Below are 20,294 nucleotides of genomic sequence, written 5' to 3'. Positions count from 1 at the left end.
AACATCAAGGGGAGAAGCTACCGACTCAGAGATCTGGAAGCCACCCTCGGCACGACCCGCAACTGATCCTCAACCCGACCCGGGGTGCGTGAATCCGGGTGTCGCGCTAATGCGTGAAACTGGGTGTCGTTTGACAGACGCAAGCGCACGTCTGGCCCCGAACGCCGTGGAAAGCTCCAGGGCAAGCCCATGATCGACACTCGGCCTGTGGAGGTCGAGAATCGAGTTGAAGTCGGCCACTGGGAAGGCGACACAGTGATTGGCACCGTTGGCGAGCGAGACTGCCTGCTGACACTGGTCGAGCGCAGCACAGGGCTGGCGGTGGTCACCAAGTTGCCGCGCCGGACCGTCAAAGCGTTCAACCGCACTGCCGTAGAAGCGATCGAGCGCTGCGGCCTGCCGTTCAAGACCATCACCTGGGATAACGGGACCGAGTTCCACGGCTATCGGGCGACCGCATCACGCATAAACTCAACACACGACCGAGAAAGCGACATAGCTACAAGACCCCGATCGAACGCTTACACGAAATCTCAGGGGTGTTGCACTTGGGGTGTTAATTCACCCGTTACTCTCCTTGACTCAGCGACAGAATGCTCTTTCGAAGCTGGAGTTCAAGGTCATTGAAGTCTGAGGCTGTTGAATTGAAGTTTAGAACAACCATCCGGCCCTCGTATGCCGACATCATGAGGATGTTGCGAATGTCCGCATCGATCGCTGTTGATTTGAACTCAATGTATGCCCATCGCCGTCCGTTGATTGTCCTCATGTCTTGCTCTACCAGAGCAAAGCCCGGAACCGCACGCGCGGTAGTTGCACTTATCTCTTGTAGTTGCGACTCAAGGATGGCATCTGTTACTGCAACATCTCTGACGTCATAGGCCACCGTAGTAGTCCTGCGCTCATTTCCTACCGCAGACGCCGGGCCAGTCCTTGAGGGGAACTTTGCATGAATCTCTGCCTCAGTCAGCAAGGTGAATCCATCGGGTGGCGTGAACGAAATGTTTGTCGAAGGGATTTGAACAATGCTTGAGCTGGCGGCCGGCGCTGAGAGCATGAGGACTGCGAGAAAGAGAAGTTTGATCACCTGAGATCTCTCTTGTAACGGCTAACGCCTGAATTAAGCCGCGCCGCGAAGCGGCGTCGGCTTGAATGAATTGTTAGACCGCGGCGCCGATCTGCCAAACGGCCAATGCAAGACCGCCGAACAGGCAGGTCTCTGCGATGCGTTGGATGATGCCACGGACAGGACTTGAAAAGCACAGCGCGATGGCGGTTACAAGCACGATGAACCCGGCGGTCTCAAATGGCTCGCCGAAGCGCTCAGCAAGCGTCGTGAGAGCGATGCCGCCGCCGATGTACTGAACAGCTCCGGCAATGTTGTGGAGAGCTTGTCGGGTTGTACTGAATAAAGGAGAAGCCGGGTCGCAGGGAAACGCGGCCGCACCGATGTAACCAATGGCGATACATAGCGCGAGATTTGAGGCCGCAGACGAGTCAGGACGAACAAGGTAGGCAACGAGCAGCATGGCCAAGCCGATTGGCAGGAAGAGGCCAAAGGCAACAAAGCGCTGATGGGGTGCTCCAATCTCACCCATCTCGCTAATAGAGTGCTTGATGTGGCTGTATCCTGCCTTGCGTGGCGCGAGCGCAATGAGACTGGCTAAAAGGTATGTGGCAGCGATAGCCGCTACTGCAGTTGCGAGCATTCCTTTCTCCGCGGTCTAACACCTGAGTTAAGCCGACCCGCGAAGCGGGTTCGGCTTGAATGAACTGTTAGGGCGCGTCTTCATTTGCGCAAGAGACTGCTTCCGGAGGCCATGCCTCACCGCCGTTCTCAGCGATCAGGTCTTCTGTGTAAAGACCATTGAAGCAGATGTGCGCACAGCCACCACCAATATTACTTGCGCCGCCGCGCCGCTCACACTGGGTGAGGCACTTGTCTGACTTTGTACTGCACCGCACAGCAGCATGCTTGATAAGGCACCACGTGTCATGTGGATAGTCCTTCGGCTGGAGCGACGAGATGTCGCACTCGGCGATGTAATCCGGTTGCGTTGAGCTCGAGGCGCACGCGGACAGTAGGAGCGCAACCAGGACGCAGATGGCTTGAAAGGCTGATTGCTTGCGTCGATGCATGGTAAGCGGCCTAACACCTAAGTTAAGCCGAATTGCAGCGCGTAGCCGGCCACATGGCAAGCTCTTTCTGCCATGTGGCTGGCGTAGCGATGCAATTTCGGCTTGAACGCATTGTTAGACCGGGGCTACGGGTGCGAAGCCGCGTGTAACCGTAGCGCCGTGTCTTTGTCTGTCAGTGGCCTGAGGAAGACGCCAGGCTTGATGCCGACAAAGTCGGATCCTTTGAGTAGCACGAGGCGCACCTCCTCGTCTCCTTCATGTGCTTCTTGAATCTGGCCAAGCTTGTAATGAAGGTGCGAAGCCAGAGGAACCGGGATGACGTCCGGAACCTTTGCGGCGTTTGACACAAGAACTTGATCCACTTGGATGAGCAGCCTGATGGTGTTGTCGAGGCTGGGTCCGGTACGAGCCTCCGGGTCTTTAACCGGGCGACCCTGTCCATCAACCATGTCCACGCCCGCGACGCGACCCACCAGAATGTGGTCCGCCTGTTGCGCCATTTCTTCCAACGTGGCCTCGAAGGGGAAACCGGCCATGGCGATGGCTGGCACCAGAGCAACCAACAGCAACAAGGCGCGACGCATGTGACCTCCCCGGTCTAACGCTTGAATTAAGCCGACCGGCGGAGCCGGTTCGGCTTGAATGAATTGTTAGCCCGCGCCGAGCATGGCTTGGCAAACCGAGCACTTGCGAAATTGCGTGTCTATGCGGGTGGTAGAGGATTTCTTACGCTTTGAGTCCCAGCAACCTGGGCAGAACAGACCAGACTCGCCCTCAAATTGATAGCAACCCCACTTTCTGCCACTCGGCTTTTCGGTCGCAGGCAATGCCGTTTGCTTGAGCAGCGTGTTCTCTTCCTGCAAGGCAGCGAGCTTCTCCTTCAGAGACGCCGCTTCCAGCTTGGCATCAGCCAACTCACTGGATAGATCGGCGAGAAGGTTCTTGAACTCTGCGTCAGCAATGTTCTTCGAGATTTCCCGAAGGCGCTGGGCCAGTCCAATAGAAGTGCTGATGGTTGAGATGATGTCCATACCTGCCTCAGCGGGCTAACGCCTGAATTAAGCCGACCCGCGAAGCGGGTTCGGCTTGAATGAATTGTTAGGCATCAGCCACGTGACCACAACGAGCCACACCGAAGCTGAGCCAACCATGATGGCAAACCCACGATGGACGCTGAACTCTAGAACGCCAACTACAGCCAACCCCGCGAACGCAAGCCCGAGAACTATAAGAAAACGACGGAGGCGAACTGCATTGGTCTGCGCGAGGTTGCTCAGGACCAAGTTGACGACGAGCCTGACGACACTTGAAAAAACTAAGATAAAGGTTGTCAGCCCAACGAGAATGACCAGCCCTACGAATGCAGGCCCCTCCGCGGAGGTTGCGCCAAAATGCCAAAGCACAGAAGCAAACCCGACAAACAGTAGCGCGAGGAAGCAACCAGACGCTATTAGGACGCTACGCCATGATGGAAGCAGGGATGGAACCAATGCCGAAAGAAGGAGAGTCGAGATGGTCAATGCTTCCATACGCATGATCTGATGCCTAACACCAGAATTAAGCCGTGCCGCGAAGCGGCATCGGCTTGAATGAATTGTTAGGCTGCCAGCCTGAGCGCACGACGTAGTCTGCGCAAGTGACAAGCTACAGCGGGCCAATGCCAAGCGGTCGGCGGCTCCATGTCTGGATAAGTTAGCGCCCACGCGTGGGCGCGCTTTTCCGAGTTTGCCGATATGAATGACTCTCGCCCACCGTTGGGGGAGAGTTTCAGATAAACCCATATCAGTCCCCAGCCCTTTGACTGATACCGATAGGTGTGTCCACCGCACTTTGATGGGTACAGCTCAATCAGCGACTTTGTGAGTGCTCCAGCCATATCTGAGTACTGGACCGCTAGATGTACGTAGCCATCCGATCCGCGCTTGGAGCGCGCGTAAGCGCAGACGTCTTGTGCAGAGTGAAACTCGATGAGTTCGCGATCAAATGCCGAGTATGCCTCTGTGACAGCAGCAGGCTGCACTTTGAAGATAGCGTCGGCTATCCACTCAACTGCAGTGTCAGATGCGGGAGCTTCCATGGCAGCCTAACGCCTGAATTAAGCCGACCCGCGAAGCGGGTTCGGCTTGAATGAATTGTTAGCCCCCGCCTGCGGCTGCCCAGATATCACGCTTTCAATCCATTTGACGTAATGACTCAAGCGGACATTGCAAGTGATCTGACCGTAGCGCCCGGGGCGGGCAGTCATGACGTGGCCTTGGACGACTTTCCATGAAGCTAGTCCGGCCAATAGCCATTGATCTTCAATCTGGATGAGCACAGGTCCGCCGCTATCCCCGTTCCCCAATATGCCCTCGAGAGGTAAGGCCGACGGTGGCTCGTCGAACACGTAGCAAAACCAGCGGTCATAAGCGCTGGTGATCTTGTTGAAAGCGCGGCGAAGCTCCGTCCGATTGGGGCCTCTGGGGTCATGCCCAATGGCTCCCGTGCCCGTAGCGCCTTTGCCTACGATCTTGACGATCTGGCTCGGCTCGTCGTTGTCCTTGTAGATTGCGAAAGGAGCAACATCCGTCACGGATTGGGCCAACTTGACCAGTGCGATGTCGTCAGTTGAGGCAAGAAACACCGCTACCAACATTGCCTCTCCACTGGCCATTGCTTGATCTATCAGCTCCCGTGGCATTGTCTTGTACCCGGGATGTACTACGACCCGCTCGACGTTCCTGGGTGTTCCGTCAATAACCACCTGCCAGGTTTCAGCGTGCTGTGGAAGTACGTGGGCAGCGGTAATGACCCACTGCGGAGCAATCAGAACGCCGTGGCCTTCGCCGAGCATGTCGACGAGGGCCGGAAAATCAGATTCTGGAATTCGATACCTTGAGTCATCCACGTCATCTCGAATGACGATGGCACTAGCGCTTGATGATGCTGCGAGGAGAACTATGAGCAACAAGAGTCGGAGCATTCGCAATGTCTCAAAGGGGGCTAACTACTGTTCGACCGATCCGGTCCGTATAGCACCGATTCTGGGGGCGCACGTCCGGCCGGGTCAACGCGAAAGGTCCCGCGCACCAATACGTTGGCGAACGTTCCCTTCGGTCGCCGTGGCCTTGGGCCATGGGGTTATACGGCGACGCGACGGCCATAAGACTTATCGCGGCGTCGGCGCAGTGATAACGACGATGTGGTCGGTCGCCTGTTTGGTGGGCAGTTCCGGGGTGTTCGGCAGCAGATGTCACCCTGTTGCCCGACGATGCTTGCGCATCGTCTGCGTTATCCTGCGTGCGACCGCATAAGCAGGCTCCCCCGGCGCTGGGGCTGCCGGGTTTCGGCAGTCCGGGCATCCCGAAGGTGGCGGCCTTGGCGCGCGCGTCGAGGCCGCGCTAACCCGACACCTGCCGGCTCGGATCGCCGATCTCCAGTTCCCGCAGGATCACCCCGGCCTGGGTGCGGTTGCGTGCGCCCAGCTTTTCGAAGATCACCGACAGGTGGGCCTTGACGGTGCGTTCCTGGATATCGAGCCGGTCGGCGATCTGCTTGTTGAGCAGGCCCTGGGCCACGAGGGTCAGCACGCGGAACTGCTGCGCGGTGAGGCTGGCCAGGCGCGCGGCGAGGTCGGCGTCGGCGGGGGACGACTGCGTGCGGGTGACGGCGCCGCGCAGGGCGGGGGGCAGCCAGTGTTCGCAGGCGAGTACGGTACGGATGGCCTCGCGCAGTTCGTCCAGGCTGGCGCTCTTTGGAATGTAGCCGGCGGCGCCGTGATCGAGGGCGCGGCGGATGATGGCGGGGTCTTCGTTGGCCGAGACCAGCACCACCGCCACGGCGGGATGCTGGGCGCGGATGGCGGCCAGCCCGGCGAGGCCATGGTTGCCCGGCATGTGCAGGTCGAGCAGCACCAAGTCGATCTCGTCGCGCGATTCGAGCAGGGCCAGGACGCCATCGAGCGATTCGGCTTCGCAGGTGTCGACGTCCGGCGCGGCGTCCGCAGCGGCGCCACGCAGGGCGGCGCGGAACAGCGGGTGGTCGTCGGCGATGAGCAGGGTGGGCATGCGGACTGCAGCGCGTGGCTGGGGCAGGTGCTGTCGGGATCTTTGGCGTAGTGGGCGAAGGGTAGGCAGGGCCGGAAGCCGGCCGGCCTTCCGTCAAAGGCACCGGTGGCGACCGCGGACGCGGCTATTGTGCCGTCCAGCCGCCATCGATGGGCATGGCGGTCCCGGTGACGTTGTGGGCTTCGCGCCGGCACAGCCATACCGCCATGGCGCCGATGTCCTCGGGCAGCGACAGCCGCTGGCTGGGCTGTTTTTCCGAGAGCAGCGAGCGCACGCCGTCCTCGCGGCTGCCGCCGTTGCGACGCGCTTCGATCTGCGGTTCGATCAGCGGGGTTTCCACCCAGCCGGGGCAGATGCAGTTGACGGTGACGCCGCCGCTGTCGCGGCTGCCGGCCGCGGCGTATTCGAGCGCGGCGACCTTGCTCAGGCCGACGATGCCGAACTTGCTGGCGACATACGGCGCCTTGTCCTTCGAAGCGACCAGGCCGTGCACCGACGCCACGTTGACCACGCGGCCATAGCCGCGTTCTGCCATGCCCGGCATGGCCAGGCGCATGGTGTGGAAGGCCGAGCTGAGGTTGATGGCGATGATGTCGTTCCACTTGCCCACCGGCATCTGCGCCAGCGGCACCGCGTGCTGGATGCCGGCGTTGTTGACCAGCACGTCGATGGGCGACCAGGCGGCGATGGCCGACATCATGGCGTCGATCTGGTCCGGATCGCGCAGGTCGGCATCGAAATGGCGTGCGTCTGGCGCGCCGGCATCGCGCACGGCCTGCACGGCCGAGGCGATCTGCCCATCGTCGCCCAGGCCGTTGACGGCGACGCGGGCGCCATGCGCGGCCAGCGCCCTGGCGATCGCCAGGCCGATGCCGGAGGTGCTGCCGGTCACCAGTGCGGTGCGGCCTTCGAGGAAACGGTCGTTCATGGCTGCGGGGGAGTGGGGGCCAGCGGCCACGGTAGCAGGCGCGGGCGCGGGCAGCGTGGTACCAAAGTACGATGAAGCCGTCCGGGCCGGCTGCTACCGTTCGGGCATGAGCCATCCAATGACGATCAGAAAGATGTGCGCGGCGGCCCTTGCGGCAGGCCTGGTGGCCTGCGCGGGCGGACCGCGCGCCGGGACAGTGGAGTCGACCGTGTTCAGCGCCGAGCGCAGCAGCGAGCATCGCGGCCAGGACGACCTGCTCACCGCGGGCCTGGGCCTGGGTGGCCTGCGTGCGATGGTGCCGCCGGCGTTCGCCGATCCGGCCCGTCCAACGGCCGCGGAACTGCGCCGCCGCGCGGTCTGGAACAACTGGCGCGGCATCGCCGACCTCGCCCCCGGCGGCGGCTATGGCGAACTCTATGGCAGCCTTGCGGCGGTGCCCGGGCGCGAATTCCATGCCTACGCGACCGTGCCGGGCGCCACGCATCCGCACCGCGTGATGCTGCAGTTGCCCGATGCCTTCGACACCGGCAGGCGCTGCGTGGTGGTCACGGCCTCGTCTGGCTCGCGCGGGATCTACGGCTCGATCGCGGTCGCTGGCGCCTGGGGACTGCCGAAAGGCTGCGCGGTGGCCTACACCGACAAGGGCGCGGGCACCGACTACTTCGACCTCGACGCGCAGACCGGCGCCGCGCCCGATGGCACGCGCGCCGCAGAGGGCGGGGCGCCGCTGGCCTTCGTCCCCGATGCGCCGGCCGATGCCACGGGCGTCGCCTTCCGGCACGCGTATTCGAAGGACAATCCGGAAGCCGACTGGGGCCGGCACGTGCGCCAAGCCGCCGAGTTCGCGCTGCAGGCGCTGGACCAGGCCCTGCCGTCGGCGGCGCCGTTCACCTTCGACAACACGCGCATCATCGCGGTGGGGATTTCCAACGGGGGCGGCGCGGTGCTGCGCGCCGCCGAGCTCGAGGGCGACTGGCTGGACGCCGTGGTGGCCGGCGAGCCCAACGTGTACGCCGGCGACGCGTCCGGTGCGCGCAGCCTCTACGACTACACCACGCAGGCAGCGCTGCTGATGCCCTGCGCCCAGCTGCACCTGCAGGATCTGCCGCAGCCGCCGCTCACCGCCCAGGTCGCGCCGCTGTGGGCCGCCCGTTGCGCCGCGCTGGCGGCGGCGGGCCTGGTGGATGGCGCCGATACCGCTGCGCAGGCGGCATCGGCCCATGAGCGGATGCTGGCGGCCGGCTGGACCGATGGCGCGCTGCGTGCCGGCGTGCTGTCGACGGGGTTCGACCTGTGGCGTGCGGTGGCGGCGACGTATGCGTCGGCCTACGGGCGCTACGGGGTGGGCGAGCATCCCTGCGGTTTCGCGTTCGCGGCGCAGTCGTCCGACGGTCGCGCACGCGTCGCCACCGCGGCCGAGCAGGCTGCCTGGTGGAGCGATGCGAGCGGCATCCCCCCGGGCGGTGGTGTCGGCCTGGTCGATCCGACGCTGGCGCCGCCGGATTTCGGATTCGCCGGCCTGCGCTGCCTGCGGGCGCTGCACGACGGCGACGGTGCCGACGCCCGACGCGTGCAGGCGGGCATCGCCGCGACGCGGGCCGCGCTGCCGCGCGAGGGCCTGCCGGTGGTGGTGCTGCACGGCATCGACGACGGCCTGGTGCCGATCGCCTTCAGCAGCGCGCCCTACGTGGCCGCGGCGCAGGCGGCCGGTCGCGAGGTGCGCTTCTGGCAGGTGCACAACGCCCAGCATTTCGACGGGTTCCTCGGCTTGCCCGACTACGCCGCGCGCTACGTGCCGCTGCTGCCCTACGTGTACCGGGCGCTGGACCGGGTGTCGGCGCACCTCGATGGCGAGGGTGCGCTGCCGGCGGATGCGGTCATCAAGACGACGCCGCGCGGGCCGGGCAGGGCGCTGGAGGCGGCGCACCTGGCGATGCCGTGAGGCGCATGGAGCGGGGATCCGGCTGCTCTGATGACGCTGGCCATTGCGTGGATGGCGCTGGGGCGTCGCTGCGGCTGGCCCCACCCCAGCCCTCCCCCGCGAGACGGGGGAGGGAGCGGGTCATGGGCGGCGCACTGCTTCGCGAACGCTGATCTGCCTCCTCCTCGCTGCGCAGGGCTCCGTGCGGAGGATGGTCGTGCGCGGCGCGTCGGACCACATCGCGGCCAGTCGCGTTGCTCCCTCCCCCGCGCGCGGGGGAGGGCTGGGGTGGGGGCAACCGTAGCCCCCGCACCTTGCGGACATCCGCCATATCCGAAGCTCGTCCCGCCTCGCGGAGCCACTGCGCATCACCGCTCGATCCATGACGCACCTGCGTCATTTCTCACCGCCACGCGCAGCTCTGCCCAGCGCCGGCCAGCCGACCCACGCACCCGACGCGCCACCGGCCGTGGCTCACGCGCCGCTCTCCCGCTGTCATCCTCACACCGCTTTTGGCACTCTGGACCCCCGCTGCCAGGCAGGCCCGTCCATGTCCCGACCCCGCCATTTCTCGATGCTGCGCGACTTCCACCTGGCCGACTGGTTCACCCTGGCCAATGCGGTCTGCGGGACCGGCGCGGTGTTCGCGGCCATGCGCTTCCTGCAGGACGGCGTGGTGCGCGACCTGATGATCGGCATGGCGCTGATCCCGCTGGCCTTCATCTTCGACGCGCTCGACGGGCGCATCGCGCGCTGGCGCAAGGTCGCCTCCACCCTCGGGCGCGAGCTCGATTCGCTGGCCGACGTGATCTCCTTCGGCCTCGCGCCCGCGGCGCTGGGCTATGCCTGCGGGCTGCAGGGCGGCTGGGACTGGCTGGTGCTGAGCTATTTCGTCGGCTGCGGGGTCAGCCGCCTGGCGCGCTACAACGTCACCGCAGAGACCCTGGCCGACGGCGGCGACAAGGTGAGGTTCTTCGAAGGCACGCCGATCCCCACCAGCCTGGCGATCGTGATCGCGCTGGCGGTGGCCGCCTGGCAGGGGTCGATCGGCGCGGACATCTGGTTCGGGCAGTGGCAGCTCGGTCCCTGGCAGCTGCATCCGCTGGTGCTGGTGTATGCGCTGTCGGGCTCGCTGATGATCAGCAAGACCATCCGCATCCCGAAGTTCTGAGCGCGCCGACGCCGGAGCGTCGCCTGCCGTTGCTATGATCGGGCAATACAGGAGGACGGCATGTTGAACCAGGGCTTCGGCATGGGCGCAGGCGGCGGGCAGGCGCAGGAATTCGAGCGGCTCGCCCGCCAGTACTGGGCGGCGTGGGGCGACGCGCTGCGCGGCACGGTGCCGGGGAGCGGCCAGGCCGGCGCGCACGCCTGGCAGGACGCCATCGACTGGTGGACCCGATACGCCCATGGCGGCAGGAGCGGCGTCAACGATGCGCTGGAGCGCTTCAACACCCAGGCGCGCGACTGGTACGGGCACATGCAGCAGGTGGCGGCGCAGTTCGCCGGCCGCGACCACAGCCCCGGCGACATCGCCCAGGCCTGGAAACAGGCGCTGGGCGCGACCGGCATCAATCCATTTCCCGAAATGCTGCGCTCGATGCGCGGGCATGGGCTCGCCGGGTTGGACCAGTGGGTCGAGGACGCGCGGCCGTGGCTGGAGACGGTGCGCGGCGAGGGCATGTCGTGGCTGCGGATGCCGGCCTTTGGCGTGGGCCGAGAACACCAGGAGCGCCTGCAGCAGCTGGCGCAGGCGCTGGCCGAGTACGACGAAGCCAACAGCGTCTACAACGCGCTGATGCTCAAGGCCTCGCAGCAGGCCTTCATCCTGTTCGAGGACAAGCTGGCCGGGCACGCGGAGCCGGGACGCCAGATCGAAAGCCCGCGCGCGCTGTTCGACCTGTGGATCGACGCGGCCGAGGAAGCCTACGCCGACATCGCGCTGTCGCTGGAGTTCCGCGAGGCCTACGGCCGGCTGGTCGATGCGCAGATGCGCCTGCGCGGCGGCGTGCAGCGCCAGGTGGAGCAGGCCTGCGCCACGCTGGGCATGCCCACCCGCACCGAGGTCGATGCCGCGCACCGCAAGATCGTCGAACTTGAGCGTGCCGTGCGCCGGCTGCGGGATGCGGCCGACGGCGGACCACAGCCGGCGGCGCCGTCCGGCGGTTCCGGCGCGGCGAAGAAGGCGCAAACCGGGACCTCGCGCCCGGGAGGCCGGGCCGGCAAGACGGCGTCGCGCGCAGTCGGCAAGTCGAAGACGACCGCCAAGACGCCTGCCAAGGCGGCACCGGCCAAGGCGTCCTCGGGCAAGGCCGCCTCGCGCAGCCGGGTGGCGCCGGGCAAGCCGGCCGGCAGGAGGGCGCCCGCGAAACGCGCCGCGCGCAAGCTTGCACCGCGTCCCAGCGTGAGCGCGCGACGCCCGCCGACCAACGGATTCTCCAGCCACATCCCGATCCCTGACGCACCGCTGCCGCCGGATGCGGCGCCAGCGACCAGGCGTGGAGCACGCTGACATGCACGGACCCCTCGGCATCACCCCCGACCGCCTCGCCAGCGAGGCGATGCATTTCCAGAACAAGCTCGCCGCCGGCCTGCAGAGCCTGCGCGAGGTGGGCGACTACGATTACGGCGCGACTGCCAAGGAAGAGGTCTGGCGCGACGGCAAGGTGGTGCTGTACCGCTACGTCGGGGCCAAGGCGCCCACGGCGAAGGTGCCGCTGCTGGTGTGTTACGCCCTGGTCAACCGCCCGTACATGGTCGACCTGCAGTCGGACCGCTCGCTGGTGCGCGGCCTGCTCGAGCGCGGCGAGGACGTGTACATCATCGACTGGGGCTACCCCGACCGTTCCGACCGCTACCTGACCCTCGAGGACTACATCGAGCGATTCCTCGGGGGTGCGGTCGACGTGCTGCGGCGGCGCAGCGGGCTGGAGGCGATCAACCTGCTCGGCATCTGCCAGGGCGGCTCGTTCTCGCTGTGCTACGCGTCGCTGCACCCGGACAAGGTGAAGAACCTGATCACCATGGTCACCCCGGTGGACTTCCACACAGGGGACAACATGCTCTCGAACTGGACCCGCGACATGGACGTGGACCTGTTCGTGGACACGCTGGGCAACGTGCCGGCGGACATGATGAACTTCTGCTACCTCACGCTGAAACCGTGGCGGCTGTTCGTGCAGAAGTACGTGGGCCTGGTCGACATCCTCGACGATCCCCGCGCGCTGGAGGATTTCCTGCGAATGGAGAAGTGGATCTTCGATTCGCCCGACCAGGCCGGCGAGGCCTTCCGCCAGTTCATCAAGCAGTTCTACCAGGGCAACGGCTTCCTCAACGGCGGCATCGAGATCGGCGGACGCGAGATCGACCTGGGCTTCGTCGACATGCCGGTGCTCAACATCTTCGCCGAGCAGGACCACCTGGTGCCGCCGGATGCCTCGCGCGCGCTGCGCGACGTGGTCGGCACCGACGATTACACCGAGCTGTCGTTCCGCGGCGGTCATATCGGCATCTACGTCTCCAGCCGGGCCAGGGAAGTGCCCGCCACGATCCACGACTGGCTGGCGAAGCGGGCGCGCTGAGGCCGCGGTGCGCGCCATGGCCTGCGTCGCCGGCGTGCTGCTGGTAGCAATCCTCCAGGCCGTGCCCGCGCATGCGTCGGATCCGGACACGGAAGCGACGGCAGGACGCGAGATCGCGGCGCTGATCGAGGCCGTCGGTGAGTCCGGATGCCGCTTCCAGCGCAACGGACGCTGGCATCCGCCGGCTGCCGCGCAGGCGCACCTGCAGCGCAAGCTCGAGACTGCGCGGCGGCGTGGCCTGCACGGCGGCGCCGAGGATTTCATCGCGCGGATCGCGAGCCGCAGCAGCCTCACCGGGCGCGCCTACCGGGTGCGCTGCGGGGATGGTCCGGAGCAGCCCGCTTCCGACTGGTTCGACTTGCAGCTGCAGCGCCTGCGTGAAGCGGATTCTTCACGTTCGCCGCGCTAGACTCCGGTCGCATCCACAGGGGATCGCGTCCATGCAACAGACCGCCGCAAAGCGCCCGGGCCTGACCCGTTCGATCCACGATCGCGTGCTTGCCGGCGTGGTCGGTGGCATCGCCCACCGCTACGGCTGGAGCCCCACGCTGTTGCGGATCCTGTTCGTGGTGGTGTCGGTGCTGTCGGCGGCGTTCCCCGGCATCCTGGTCTACCTGCTGCTGTGGCTGCTGGTGCCGGAAGGCAACGATTGAGCGAAGCCATGGCGCCGCCGCGCGCGCGCGGAACCTGGCGTGTACTGGCGCTGCTGCTCGGCATCGCATGGACCCTGCCCAACAGCGCGCTCGGCCTGCTTGCCGGCGCCGCCGGACTGCCCTTCGGCGCGCGCGTCCGCATCAACCGGCGCGAATATGCGCTGGTCTTCCACCGCTGGCCCTGGGGGCCGGGTGGTGCACTGACCCTGGGCAACGTGATCGTGCATACCGGCGAGTCGCTGGACGCACGGTGCCGGAGCTACGCGCATCGTGCCGGGCTGTGCGTGGACCCGGACATGCTGCTCGGCGACCATGAGCGCGCGCATGTGTTCCAGTACATGGTGCTTGGCCCGCTGTTCCTGCCCATGTACCTGCTGTGCGGTGGGGTGAGCGTGCGCAACCGATTCGAACGCGCCGCGGACCGCTATGCGCATACCGGCCGTGGCTGGTGGCCCTGGCCGGCGCCGGCCGTGCCGACGAACGGTCGGCGGAATTGACGAGGCGATAACAAGGCTCGCAGTAAGCTGCATGCGTCGAAGAAAGGAAGCGGAAACGGCGAAAGCCTGGAAGCAACCGACTTCGACAAGGAAGGCTCAGCCGACCGGATCAAACCGGAAGACTGGGCCTTCTGCTTTTGCGCTGCCGACGCGGCGCGTGGCAGACGGAAGGGGAATGCGGAAAGCCGCTTGCGGCCGGGATCGCCCGGCGCGGCGGAACTGTTCCCGGCCACAAAGCCGGCGTACGCTTGGGCGAGCCTGTTTGCGCTCTGCGACATCGCGGCGCGCCGGCGGCATCCATCAGGAGACCAGGAACATGCGCGATGGCCGTTCCCTCGACCCCACGCCCTGGTCGTTCTTCCTGCCGATCACCTTGGCCGTCCTTCTCGGCGCGCTGGTGGCTGGTCTGATCCTGCGCGCCATCGACAGCGCCTCCGACGGTGACGAAGGCCGGACGACGGACGCAATGCAAGTGCAGCCAGCCGCGAAAGCCGACGCGCCAGACGCAGCGCAGCCGTCCCCCGAACCGGTGGTGGCCGAAACGGCGCAGGTTCGGCGGCCGCAACCGGCCCCACGGCAAGCCGTGCCCGCCGCGAGCCCGCCAGCGGCGATGGGCGCAGACCAGGCGGCCGGATCGGCTGCTGCGCACGTCGCTTCCGTGCCGACCTTGCCCGGCGCCATGCTCGCCAGGCGCGATGGCGCGCCCGAGGCCTGCATCAACGGCACGATCGCATTGCGCAACGAGAACGGCTGGCAGCAGCGCCTGGAGAACGATGCGCCCGTGGCCTGCGTGGAGGCGGCCGCCGCGACGCACTGAATGCGTCGCTCAGGCCGGGCGATCCAGCATCGCGATCGAGGTGGCGGTTGCCACGCCGGAAGCGTCGTAGCGGCGCTCGGCAAAGAGCAGGCCATCGGCGCCGACCAGCACCACGCTGCTGCAGCGGGTGCCATACCCGGGGTCGAGCACGAACGGCGGTGAGAGCGCGCGCTCCAGCGCGAGGCCCACGCCAGTGTCGGGCAGGGCGTCGTCGGGTGCGCGGGTGGTGTCGCGCAGTGCGGTGAACAGCGGCTCGATGGATTCCGCATCGGGCTGCGCGGCATCGGCCAGCGGCGATTCCAGCCAGGCCTGCAGCGCCCGCGTGGCGAACACGCCCTTGGGCCACGGCGCGTCGAAGGGGCCGTTGGACATGGCGTGCATGCCCGGCGGTACCGCGCGCGCGGAAAAGGCGGGATGGTTGCTGGCGCACAGCAGCCGCTCGCCGTCGTGCACGAGCAGGTTGAAACGTCCGTAATCGCCGGCCTGTCCGGCCAGCGCCGCGGAAAAGCGATCGGCCTTCGCGTCGCCGCGCGCGAAATCGCGCACCAGCCAGCCGCGCGAGCGTGGCGCGGCCTCGGCAGCCAGTCCGGCGCGCACGTTGGTCACCGCGGCCAGGCGCCCGTCGCCGCGGGCCTGCAGCCAGCCGCCGCCCTGCACCAGGTCGCGTCCGCCATACACGGCCGGCGCGTCGGGATCGAAGCCGGCCGGCGCCGAAGGCCGGGCGTGCGCTTCGTCGCGGTTGGCGACCAGCGCCAGCGGCCAGCGCGGATGCCTGCGCCAGGCGATGGCGATCAGGCACATGGAACAGCAGGTGCGCTCATGGCCGCGCCGTTCGCCGCATCGTCATCCGCGCGCGCGCCTGCGCTGCGGCGGGCATGGACGATCCCGCCCGGCGGCATGCGGCTGACACCGTCACCGGTCCGCATCGCGGATCACCAGCAGGCGCGGCTCGGTCATGTCCTCGATCGCGTACTTCACGCCCTCGCGGCCCAGGCCCGACTGCTTCACGCCGCCGTAGGGCATGTTGTCGACGCGGAAGCTGGGGACGTCGCCGACCACCACGCCGCCGACTTCCAGCCGGTCCCAGGCGCGCATCGCGTGCGAGAGGCTGGCAGTGAACACGCCGGCCTGCAGTCCGAACTCGCTGGCGTTGACCGTGTCCAGCGCCGCATCGAAATCATCGAACGGCTGCAGGCAGGTCACCGGCCCGAACACCTCCTGGCGATACAGGTCGCTGTCGGGCGGCACCTGTTCCATCAGCGTGGCCGGCAGCATGTTGCCGTTGCGCTCGCCGCCGGCGAGGCGCTTCGCGCCGCCCTTGCGCGCGGCGGCGATCCAGTCTTCGATACGCCGGGCGGCCGCCTCGTCGATGACCGGCCCGATGAAGGTCTCCTCGTCGCGTGGATCGCCCATGACGAGCTTGCCCACGCGCGCCTTCAATTTCCTGCGCAGCGTGTCGTACACGTCGCGATGGGCGAGGATGTGCTGCACGCTGATGCAGCTCTGGCCGGACTGGTAGAACGCGCCGAACACCAGCCGGTCGACGACGTGGTCCAGCGGCACGCCCGGATCGGCATCGACGATGCAGGCGGCGTTGCCGCCGAGCTCGAGCGTGACCTTCTTGCGTCCGGCACGGGCCTTGAGGTCCCAGCCGACCAGGCCGCCGGTGAAGCTGAGCAGGGCGATGCGCTCGTCCTCGGTGAGCGCGGCGGCGTCGTCGTTGCTGCAGGCCAGGATCGAGAACGCGCCCCGGGGCAGGTCGGTCTCGGCCAGGACCTCGCCGATGATCAGCGCGCCCACGGGCGTCTTGGCCGCGGGCTTGAGCACGAACGTACAGCCGGCCGCGATCGCGGGCGCCACCTTGTGCGCGACCAGGTTGAGCGGGAAGTTGAACGGGGTGATGAAGCTGCACACGCCGATCGGCACGCGCTTGACCATGCCGCGGTAGCCGCGCGTGCGTTCGGAGATCTGCAGTTCGATCGTCTCGCCGTCGATGCGGGTGGCCTCCGCGGCCGCGATGCGGAAGGTGTCGATCAGGCGCGTGACCTCGCCGCGCGCATCGCGGATCGGCTTGCCGGCCTCGATGCACAGCGCCAGCGCCAGTTCGTCGGCACGCTCTTCGAACCGGCGCACGCAGTGTTCGAGCACGTCGCGGCGCTGGTCGGGCGCGAATGCCGCCATCGCCTCGCGCGCCTCGAAGGCGGCGGCGATGGCCTGGTCGACCGTGGCCGCGTCGACGAAGGCGGTGCGGGTGGCCACCTCGCCGCTGTACTTGTCCAGCACGTCCAGGTCGGCGTTGGGCTGGATCGGGGCGTTGGCCAGGTAGCAGGGATAGCGGCGGGCGAGGGCGCCGGGCTTTGCGCGGGTGTTCTTTCGGGCCATGCGTGGACTCCGGAAGGCGGGTTCGGAAACGGTTGGACGGTCAGGCGACGGCGGCGGCCAGCGCGGGGATGTCCCGGTTGAGCAGCGCGTCGTCGCGGCCGTAGTCGATGGGCACCTCGATCAGGTCGACCCCGGGCGTGTCCAGCGCCTGCCGCAGCTGCGCTTCGAAGCCTTCGATCGATCCGGCGCGGTGGCCGCGCGCGCCGTAGCTTTCGGCGTAGCGCACGAAATCGGGATTGCCGTAGTCCATGCCGTAGGGCGGGTAGCCGTCGTGCGCCTGCTTCCACTTGATCATGCCGTAGGCATCGTCGCGCAGCACCAGCACCACCAGGTCGATGCCCAGGCGCACCGCGGTCTCCAGCTCCTGCGAGTTCATCATGAAACCGCCGTCGCCGCAGACGGCGACGACCCGGCGGCCGGGCCGCGCCAGCGCGGCCGCGATCGCCGAAGGCAGGCCTGCGCCCATCGTCGCCAGCGCGTTGTCGAGCAGCAGGGTGTTGGGCAGGCGGCAGCGCGCGTGGCGCGCGAACCAGAGCTTGTACAGGCCGTTGTCCAGGCAGGTGATGTCTTCCGGCGCCAGCGCGTCGGCCAGTGAAGCCACCAATCGCGGTACCGCCATCGGGAAGCGTGCATCGGCGGCGAGCTCGGCCACGTGCCCGCACAGCGCCTCGCGCACCCGGTCGAAGAAGGTGAAGTCCCAGTGCGGTTGCGGCTCCAGCCGCTCGGCCAGGGCCCAGACCGAATGGGCGATATCGCCCACCACCTCGATCTGCGGGAAGTACACCTGGTCCACCACCGCCGGCGAATAGTTCACGTGGATCACGGTGCGCCGGCCGCGATGCATCGAGAACGGCGGCTTCTCGATCACGTCGTGGCCGATGTTGATGATGCAGTCGGCCGCATCGATCGCGCGATGCACGAAATCGCCGTCCGACAGCGCGGCGGTGCCCAGCCACAGCGGGCCGGACTCGTCGAGCACGCCCTTGCCCATCTGGGTGGAGAAGAACGGAATGCCGAGCCGCTCGACGAAGGCGTGCAGCATCTTCGAGGTGGTCTTGCGGTTGGCGCCTGCGCCGATCATCAGCAGCGGATCGCGCGCCTTGCGGATCGCGTCGGCGGCCGCGGCCAGCGCCTTGTCCTCCGCCAGCGGCCGGCGGCTGTACACCGGCGGCAGCACGATCGCGTCGGTGTCGTCGCTGGCGATGTCCTGGGGCAGCTCGAGATGGGTGGCGCCGGGCCGCTCCTCGCGCGCCAGGCGCACCGCCTCGCGGACCTTGGCCGGGATGGCGTCGGCGCTCACCAGCTGGCGCGTGTACTTGGTCAGCGGACGCATCATGTCGACCACGTCCACGATCTGGAAGTGGCCCTGCTTGCTGCTGCGGATTGGCTTCTGGCCGGTGAGCATCAGCATCGGCATGGCGCCGAGCTGGGCATAGGCCGCGGCGGTGACGAGGTTGGTGGCGCCGGGGCCCAGCGTGGCCAGGCACACGCCCGCCTGGCCGGTGAGGCGGCCCCAGGTGGCGGCCATGAAGCCGGCGGCCTGCTCGTGGCGGGTCAGCACCAGGCGGATGCCGGAGCTGCGCAGGGATTCCAGCAGCGCCAGGGTTTCTTCGCCGGGAATGCCGAAGACATGGTCGACGCCCTCGGCTTGCAGCGCCTGGACGAACAGATCGGAGGCCTTGGTCATGGCCACAGTCTCCCACGGGCGGCGTTAGCGCGATGTCCCCCGATGGGGCTGCAGGCGGGATGCAGCGATGCGCTCGCGCGGGTGCGGCAGATGCGCGTCGCGGATAGGCGGGCGAGTTCCGCGTGGCGGAAACGAAGGCGCCTACTTGCCCGAGGCGGTGTCAGGCAGCGGTTCCACAGCTTCCACGCGCAGCTGCAGGCGCCCGTCGGCCAGGCGTGCATGCACCGCGTCGCCGGCCACCACGTCGCGCGTGTTGCGCACGACGCGTCCGTCGCCGCGCTGGACGATGCTGTAGCCGCGCGCGATGGTGGCCAGCGGACTCACCGCCTCCAGCGAGCGCGCCAGGCCACGCAGCTGCAGGGCATCGCGCTGCACGCGTCGCGCGATCGCGGCCTGCAGGCGCGGATGCGTATCGGCCAGTTGCTGGCGCAGCAGCTGCAGCCGGCGCTGCGGCCGCATCGCCTGCAGCACCGCGCGGGCGTGGCGCAGGTCGGCCGCGTGCGCCTGCAGCCGCTGCTGCCAGGCCGAATGCAGCCGGCGCAGCGCTTCGTCGCTACGTCGCGCATGCGCCAGCAGGCGCGCCTGCGGCCGTTGCGCGTTGAGCCGCAGCGCGGCGCGGTCGGCACGCTGGGCAAGCTGGCGCAGGTGGTTGGCCTGCAGCGCCGCCGCACGCCGCTGCAGCCCGGCCACGCGCTGGCCGAGGTCGACCCGGCTGGGTACCAGCAGTTCGGCCGCGGCCGAGGGCGTGGGCGCGCGCAAGTCGGCGGCGAAGTCCGACAGGCTGAAGTCGGTTTCGTGGCCGACCGCGGAGACCACCGGCACCGGCGAATCCGCGATCGCACGCGCCAGCGCCTCGTCGTTGAAGGCCCACAGGTCTTCCAGCGAGCCGCCGCCGCGCGCCAGCAGGATCACGTCGTGGCGCCCGGTCGCGCCGGCGCGGCGCAGCATCGCGGCGATCTGCGCGGCGGCCACCTCGCCCTGCACGGGCACCGGGAGTATCTCGACCTCGATCAGCGGAAAGCGGCGCGCCAGCACGCTCAGCACGTCGCGCACCGCCGCGCCCGACGGCGAGGTGATCACGGCCAGCCGGCGCACGTAGGCGGGCAGGGGGCGCTTGCGCGCCGCGTCGAACAGGCCTTCGGCCTGCAGCCGCGCCTTGAGCTGGTCGAAGGCGCGGCGCAGCGCGCCCTCGCCGGCGTCCTCCAGCGAATCGAGGATCAGCTGGTAGTCGCCGCGCGCCTCGTACAGCGTCAGTCGGCCGCGCGCGAGCACCTTCATGCCCTCGCGCGGCTGGAACGACAGCCACTGGCTCTTGGGCTTGAACAGGGCGCAGCGCACCTGCGCGCGCGCGTCCTTGAGGGTGAAGTACAGGTGGCCGGAGGCGGGGCGCGAGACGTTGCCCAGCTCGCCTTCCACCAGCACCAGCGGGAACGCGTCCTCGAGCAGGCTGCGCGCGAGCGTGTTGAGCTGGCTGGGGCTGAGGATCTCGCCGGTGATCGTGTCGGTCATGCGGGCAGGATAGCCGCGGCGGCGCGGCCAGCCCATCACGCGCGCGCGCCTGGTCCCGGCCCGGCCGGCGTCGGGGGCGCCAGGACGGCGGAAGGCAGGTCGTTCAGCCCATCGCGCACGGGCGCCGCGGGTTC

Annotated in this window: 19 protein-coding genes; 8 read left to right on the top strand and 11 right to left on the bottom strand. The window is 67.5% G+C overall.

The genetic code is table 11. The features are described from left to right. Nucleotides 1-568: 568 nt before the first annotated feature. The 7 genes from Q0863_RS15125 to Q0863_RS15095 form a co-directional block, all read right to left on the bottom strand. Nucleotides 569-1,087: a hypothetical protein gene (locus tag Q0863_RS15125; protein ID WP_298580246.1), complete on the bottom strand. Its 519-nt coding sequence runs from the start codon at nt 1,085-1,087 to the stop codon at nt 569-571. 73 nt (nt 1,088-1,160) lie between these two features. Next, nucleotides 1,161-1,709: a DUF998 domain-containing protein gene (locus Q0863_RS15120; protein ID WP_298580243.1), complete on the bottom strand. Its 549-nt coding sequence runs from the start codon at nt 1,707-1,709 to the stop codon at nt 1,161-1,163. Nucleotides 1,710-2,264: 555 nt separating this feature from the next. Beyond that, nucleotides 2,265-2,723, bottom strand: coding sequence for a hypothetical protein (locus tag Q0863_RS15115; RefSeq protein WP_298580240.1), 459 nt, complete (start codon nt 2,721-2,723; stop codon nt 2,265-2,267). Nucleotides 2,724-2,789: 66 nt separating this feature from the next. Next, nucleotides 2,790-3,170: a hypothetical protein gene (locus Q0863_RS15110; RefSeq protein WP_298580237.1), complete on the bottom strand. Its 381-nt coding sequence runs from the start codon at nt 3,168-3,170 to the stop codon at nt 2,790-2,792. A 1,064-nt stretch (nt 3,171-4,234) separates the two neighbouring features. Further along, complete coding sequence (locus Q0863_RS15105; protein ID WP_298580233.1) at nt 4,235-5,101, bottom strand: trypsin-like serine protease; 867 nt, start codon at nt 5,099-5,101, stop codon at nt 4,235-4,237. Between the two features lie 418 nt (nt 5,102-5,519). Next, the gene (locus tag Q0863_RS15100) at nt 5,520-6,185 is read right to left on the bottom strand and encodes a response regulator transcription factor (RefSeq protein WP_298580230.1); all 666 of its coding nucleotides are present in this window, start codon (nt 6,183-6,185) and stop codon (nt 5,520-5,522) included. Nucleotides 6,186-6,309: 124 nt separating this feature from the next. Continuing rightward, the gene (locus tag Q0863_RS15095; protein ID WP_298580226.1) at nt 6,310-7,113 is read right to left on the bottom strand and encodes a 3-hydroxybutyrate dehydrogenase; all 804 of its coding nucleotides are present in this window, start codon (nt 7,111-7,113) and stop codon (nt 6,310-6,312) included. Between the two features lie 118 nt (nt 7,114-7,231). Between Q0863_RS15095 and Q0863_RS15090 the strand changes: the two genes are divergently transcribed. The 8 genes from Q0863_RS15090 to Q0863_RS15055 all read left to right on the top strand — a co-directional run bounded on the left by Q0863_RS15090 (nt 7,232) and on the right by Q0863_RS15055 (nt 14,582). After that, nucleotides 7,232-9,055: a 3-hydroxybutyrate oligomer hydrolase family protein gene (locus Q0863_RS15090; protein ID WP_298580223.1), complete on the top strand. Its 1,824-nt coding sequence runs from the start codon at nt 7,232-7,234 to the stop codon at nt 9,053-9,055. Between the two features lie 529 nt (nt 9,056-9,584). Further along, nucleotides 9,585-10,205 carry a CDP-alcohol phosphatidyltransferase family protein gene (locus tag Q0863_RS15085; protein ID WP_298580220.1) on the top strand — a complete coding sequence of 207 codons (621 nt, stop codon included), beginning with the start codon at nt 9,585-9,587 and terminating at the stop codon, nt 10,203-10,205. A gap of 60 nt (nt 10,206-10,265) precedes the next feature. Beyond that, complete coding sequence (phaE, locus tag Q0863_RS15080) at nt 10,266-11,546, top strand: class III poly(R)-hydroxyalkanoic acid synthase subunit PhaE (protein WP_298580217.1); 1,281 nt, start codon at nt 10,266-10,268, stop codon at nt 11,544-11,546. A 1-nt stretch (nt 11,547) separates the two neighbouring features. After that, nucleotides 11,548-12,615 (top strand): class III poly(R)-hydroxyalkanoic acid synthase subunit PhaC, encoded by a 1,068-nt coding sequence (locus tag Q0863_RS15075; protein WP_298580214.1) that lies wholly within the window; start codon nt 11,548-11,550, stop codon nt 12,613-12,615. 16 nt (nt 12,616-12,631) lie between these two features. After that, complete coding sequence (locus Q0863_RS15070) at nt 12,632-13,024, top strand: DUF5329 domain-containing protein (protein WP_298580161.1); 393 nt, start codon at nt 12,632-12,634, stop codon at nt 13,022-13,024. 31 nt (nt 13,025-13,055) lie between these two features. Beyond that, nucleotides 13,056-13,268 (top strand): PspC domain-containing protein, encoded by a 213-nt coding sequence (locus Q0863_RS15065; RefSeq protein WP_298580158.1) that lies wholly within the window; start codon nt 13,056-13,058, stop codon nt 13,266-13,268. 8 nt (nt 13,269-13,276) lie between these two features. After that, nucleotides 13,277-13,765 (top strand): hypothetical protein, encoded by a 489-nt coding sequence (locus Q0863_RS15060; RefSeq protein WP_298580278.1) that lies wholly within the window; start codon nt 13,277-13,279, stop codon nt 13,763-13,765. Nucleotides 13,766-14,081: 316 nt separating this feature from the next. After that, nucleotides 14,082-14,582, top strand: coding sequence for a hypothetical protein (locus Q0863_RS15055; protein ID WP_298580156.1), 501 nt, complete (start codon nt 14,082-14,084; stop codon nt 14,580-14,582). A 9-nt stretch (nt 14,583-14,591) separates the two neighbouring features. Here the strand turns inward: Q0863_RS15055 and Q0863_RS15050 are convergent, their stop codons facing one another. The 4 genes from Q0863_RS15050 to xseA all read right to left on the bottom strand — a co-directional run bounded on the left by Q0863_RS15050 (nt 14,592) and on the right by xseA (nt 20,160). After that, nucleotides 14,592-15,383, bottom strand: a complete 792-nt coding sequence (locus Q0863_RS15050; protein ID WP_298580154.1) for an NRDE family protein — start codon at nt 15,381-15,383, stop codon at nt 14,592-14,594. 111 nt (nt 15,384-15,494) lie between these two features. Further along, the gene (locus Q0863_RS15045) at nt 15,495-16,964 is read right to left on the bottom strand and encodes an aldehyde dehydrogenase family protein (RefSeq protein ID WP_298580151.1); all 1,470 of its coding nucleotides are present in this window, start codon (nt 16,962-16,964) and stop codon (nt 15,495-15,497) included. A 40-nt stretch (nt 16,965-17,004) separates the two neighbouring features. Continuing rightward, entirely contained in the window at nt 17,005-18,651 is a 1,647-nt protein-coding gene (locus tag Q0863_RS15040) for an acetolactate synthase large subunit (RefSeq protein WP_298580148.1), read from the bottom strand. A 141-nt stretch (nt 18,652-18,792) separates the two neighbouring features. Further along, nucleotides 18,793-20,160, bottom strand: coding sequence for an exodeoxyribonuclease VII large subunit (gene xseA, locus Q0863_RS15035; RefSeq protein WP_298580145.1), 1,368 nt, complete (start codon nt 20,158-20,160; stop codon nt 18,793-18,795). Nucleotides 20,161-20,294: the final 134 nt, after the last annotated feature.

Origin of the sequence: uncultured Luteimonas sp., from assembly GCF_947492465.1 — a bacterium.
GTDB lineage: Bacteria > Pseudomonadota > Gammaproteobacteria > Xanthomonadales > Xanthomonadaceae > Luteimonas.
The sequence above is the reverse complement of the archived record's forward strand: the minus strand, read 5'-3'. Positions and strand labels throughout refer to the sequence as shown.

Excerpts from the sequence above, each read along its gene's own strand:
- Q0863_RS15045 (WP_298580151.1), bottom strand. The coding sequence starts at position 16,964 with ATGGCCCGAAAGAACACCCGCGCAAAGCCCGGCGCCCTCGCCCGCCGC.
- Q0863_RS15075 (WP_298580214.1), top strand. The coding sequence starts at position 11,548 with ATGCACGGACCCCTCGGCATCACCCCCGACCGCCTCGCCAGCGAGGCG.
- Q0863_RS15065 (WP_298580158.1), top strand. The coding sequence starts at position 13,056 with ATGCAACAGACCGCCGCAAAGCGCCCGGGCCTGACCCGTTCGATCCAC.
- Q0863_RS15040 (WP_298580148.1), bottom strand. The coding sequence starts at position 18,651 with ATGACCAAGGCCTCCGATCTGTTCGTCCAGGCGCTGCAAGCCGAGGGC.
- xseA (WP_298580145.1), bottom strand. The coding sequence starts at position 20,160 with ATGACCGACACGATCACCGGCGAGATCCTCAGCCCCAGCCAGCTCAAC.
- Q0863_RS15100 (WP_298580230.1), bottom strand. The coding sequence starts at position 6,185 with ATGCCCACCCTGCTCATCGCCGACGACCACCCGCTGTTCCGCGCCGCC.
- Q0863_RS15110 (WP_298580237.1), bottom strand. The coding sequence starts at position 3,170 with ATGGACATCATCTCAACCATCAGCACTTCTATTGGACTGGCCCAGCGC.
- Q0863_RS15060 (WP_298580278.1), top strand. The coding sequence starts at position 13,277 with ATGGCGCCGCCGCGCGCGCGCGGAACCTGGCGTGTACTGGCGCTGCTG.
- Q0863_RS15085 (WP_298580220.1), top strand. The coding sequence starts at position 9,585 with ATGTCCCGACCCCGCCATTTCTCGATGCTGCGCGACTTCCACCTGGCC.
- Q0863_RS15090 (WP_298580223.1), top strand. The coding sequence starts at position 7,232 with ATGACGATCAGAAAGATGTGCGCGGCGGCCCTTGCGGCAGGCCTGGTG.
- Q0863_RS15105 (WP_298580233.1), bottom strand. The coding sequence starts at position 5,101 with ATGCTCCGACTCTTGTTGCTCATAGTTCTCCTCGCAGCATCATCAAGC.
- Q0863_RS15070 (WP_298580161.1), top strand. The coding sequence starts at position 12,632 with ATGGCCTGCGTCGCCGGCGTGCTGCTGGTAGCAATCCTCCAGGCCGTG.
- Q0863_RS15120 (WP_298580243.1), bottom strand. The coding sequence starts at position 1,709 with ATGCTCGCAACTGCAGTAGCGGCTATCGCTGCCACATACCTTTTAGCC.
- Q0863_RS15050 (WP_298580154.1), bottom strand. The coding sequence starts at position 15,383 with ATGTGCCTGATCGCCATCGCCTGGCGCAGGCATCCGCGCTGGCCGCTG.
- Q0863_RS15115 (WP_298580240.1), bottom strand. The coding sequence starts at position 2,723 with ATGCGTCGCGCCTTGTTGCTGTTGGTTGCTCTGGTGCCAGCCATCGCC.
- phaE (WP_298580217.1), top strand. The coding sequence starts at position 10,266 with ATGTTGAACCAGGGCTTCGGCATGGGCGCAGGCGGCGGGCAGGCGCAG.
- Q0863_RS15095 (WP_298580226.1), bottom strand. The coding sequence starts at position 7,113 with ATGAACGACCGTTTCCTCGAAGGCCGCACCGCACTGGTGACCGGCAGC.
- Q0863_RS15055 (WP_298580156.1), top strand. The coding sequence starts at position 14,082 with ATGCGCGATGGCCGTTCCCTCGACCCCACGCCCTGGTCGTTCTTCCTG.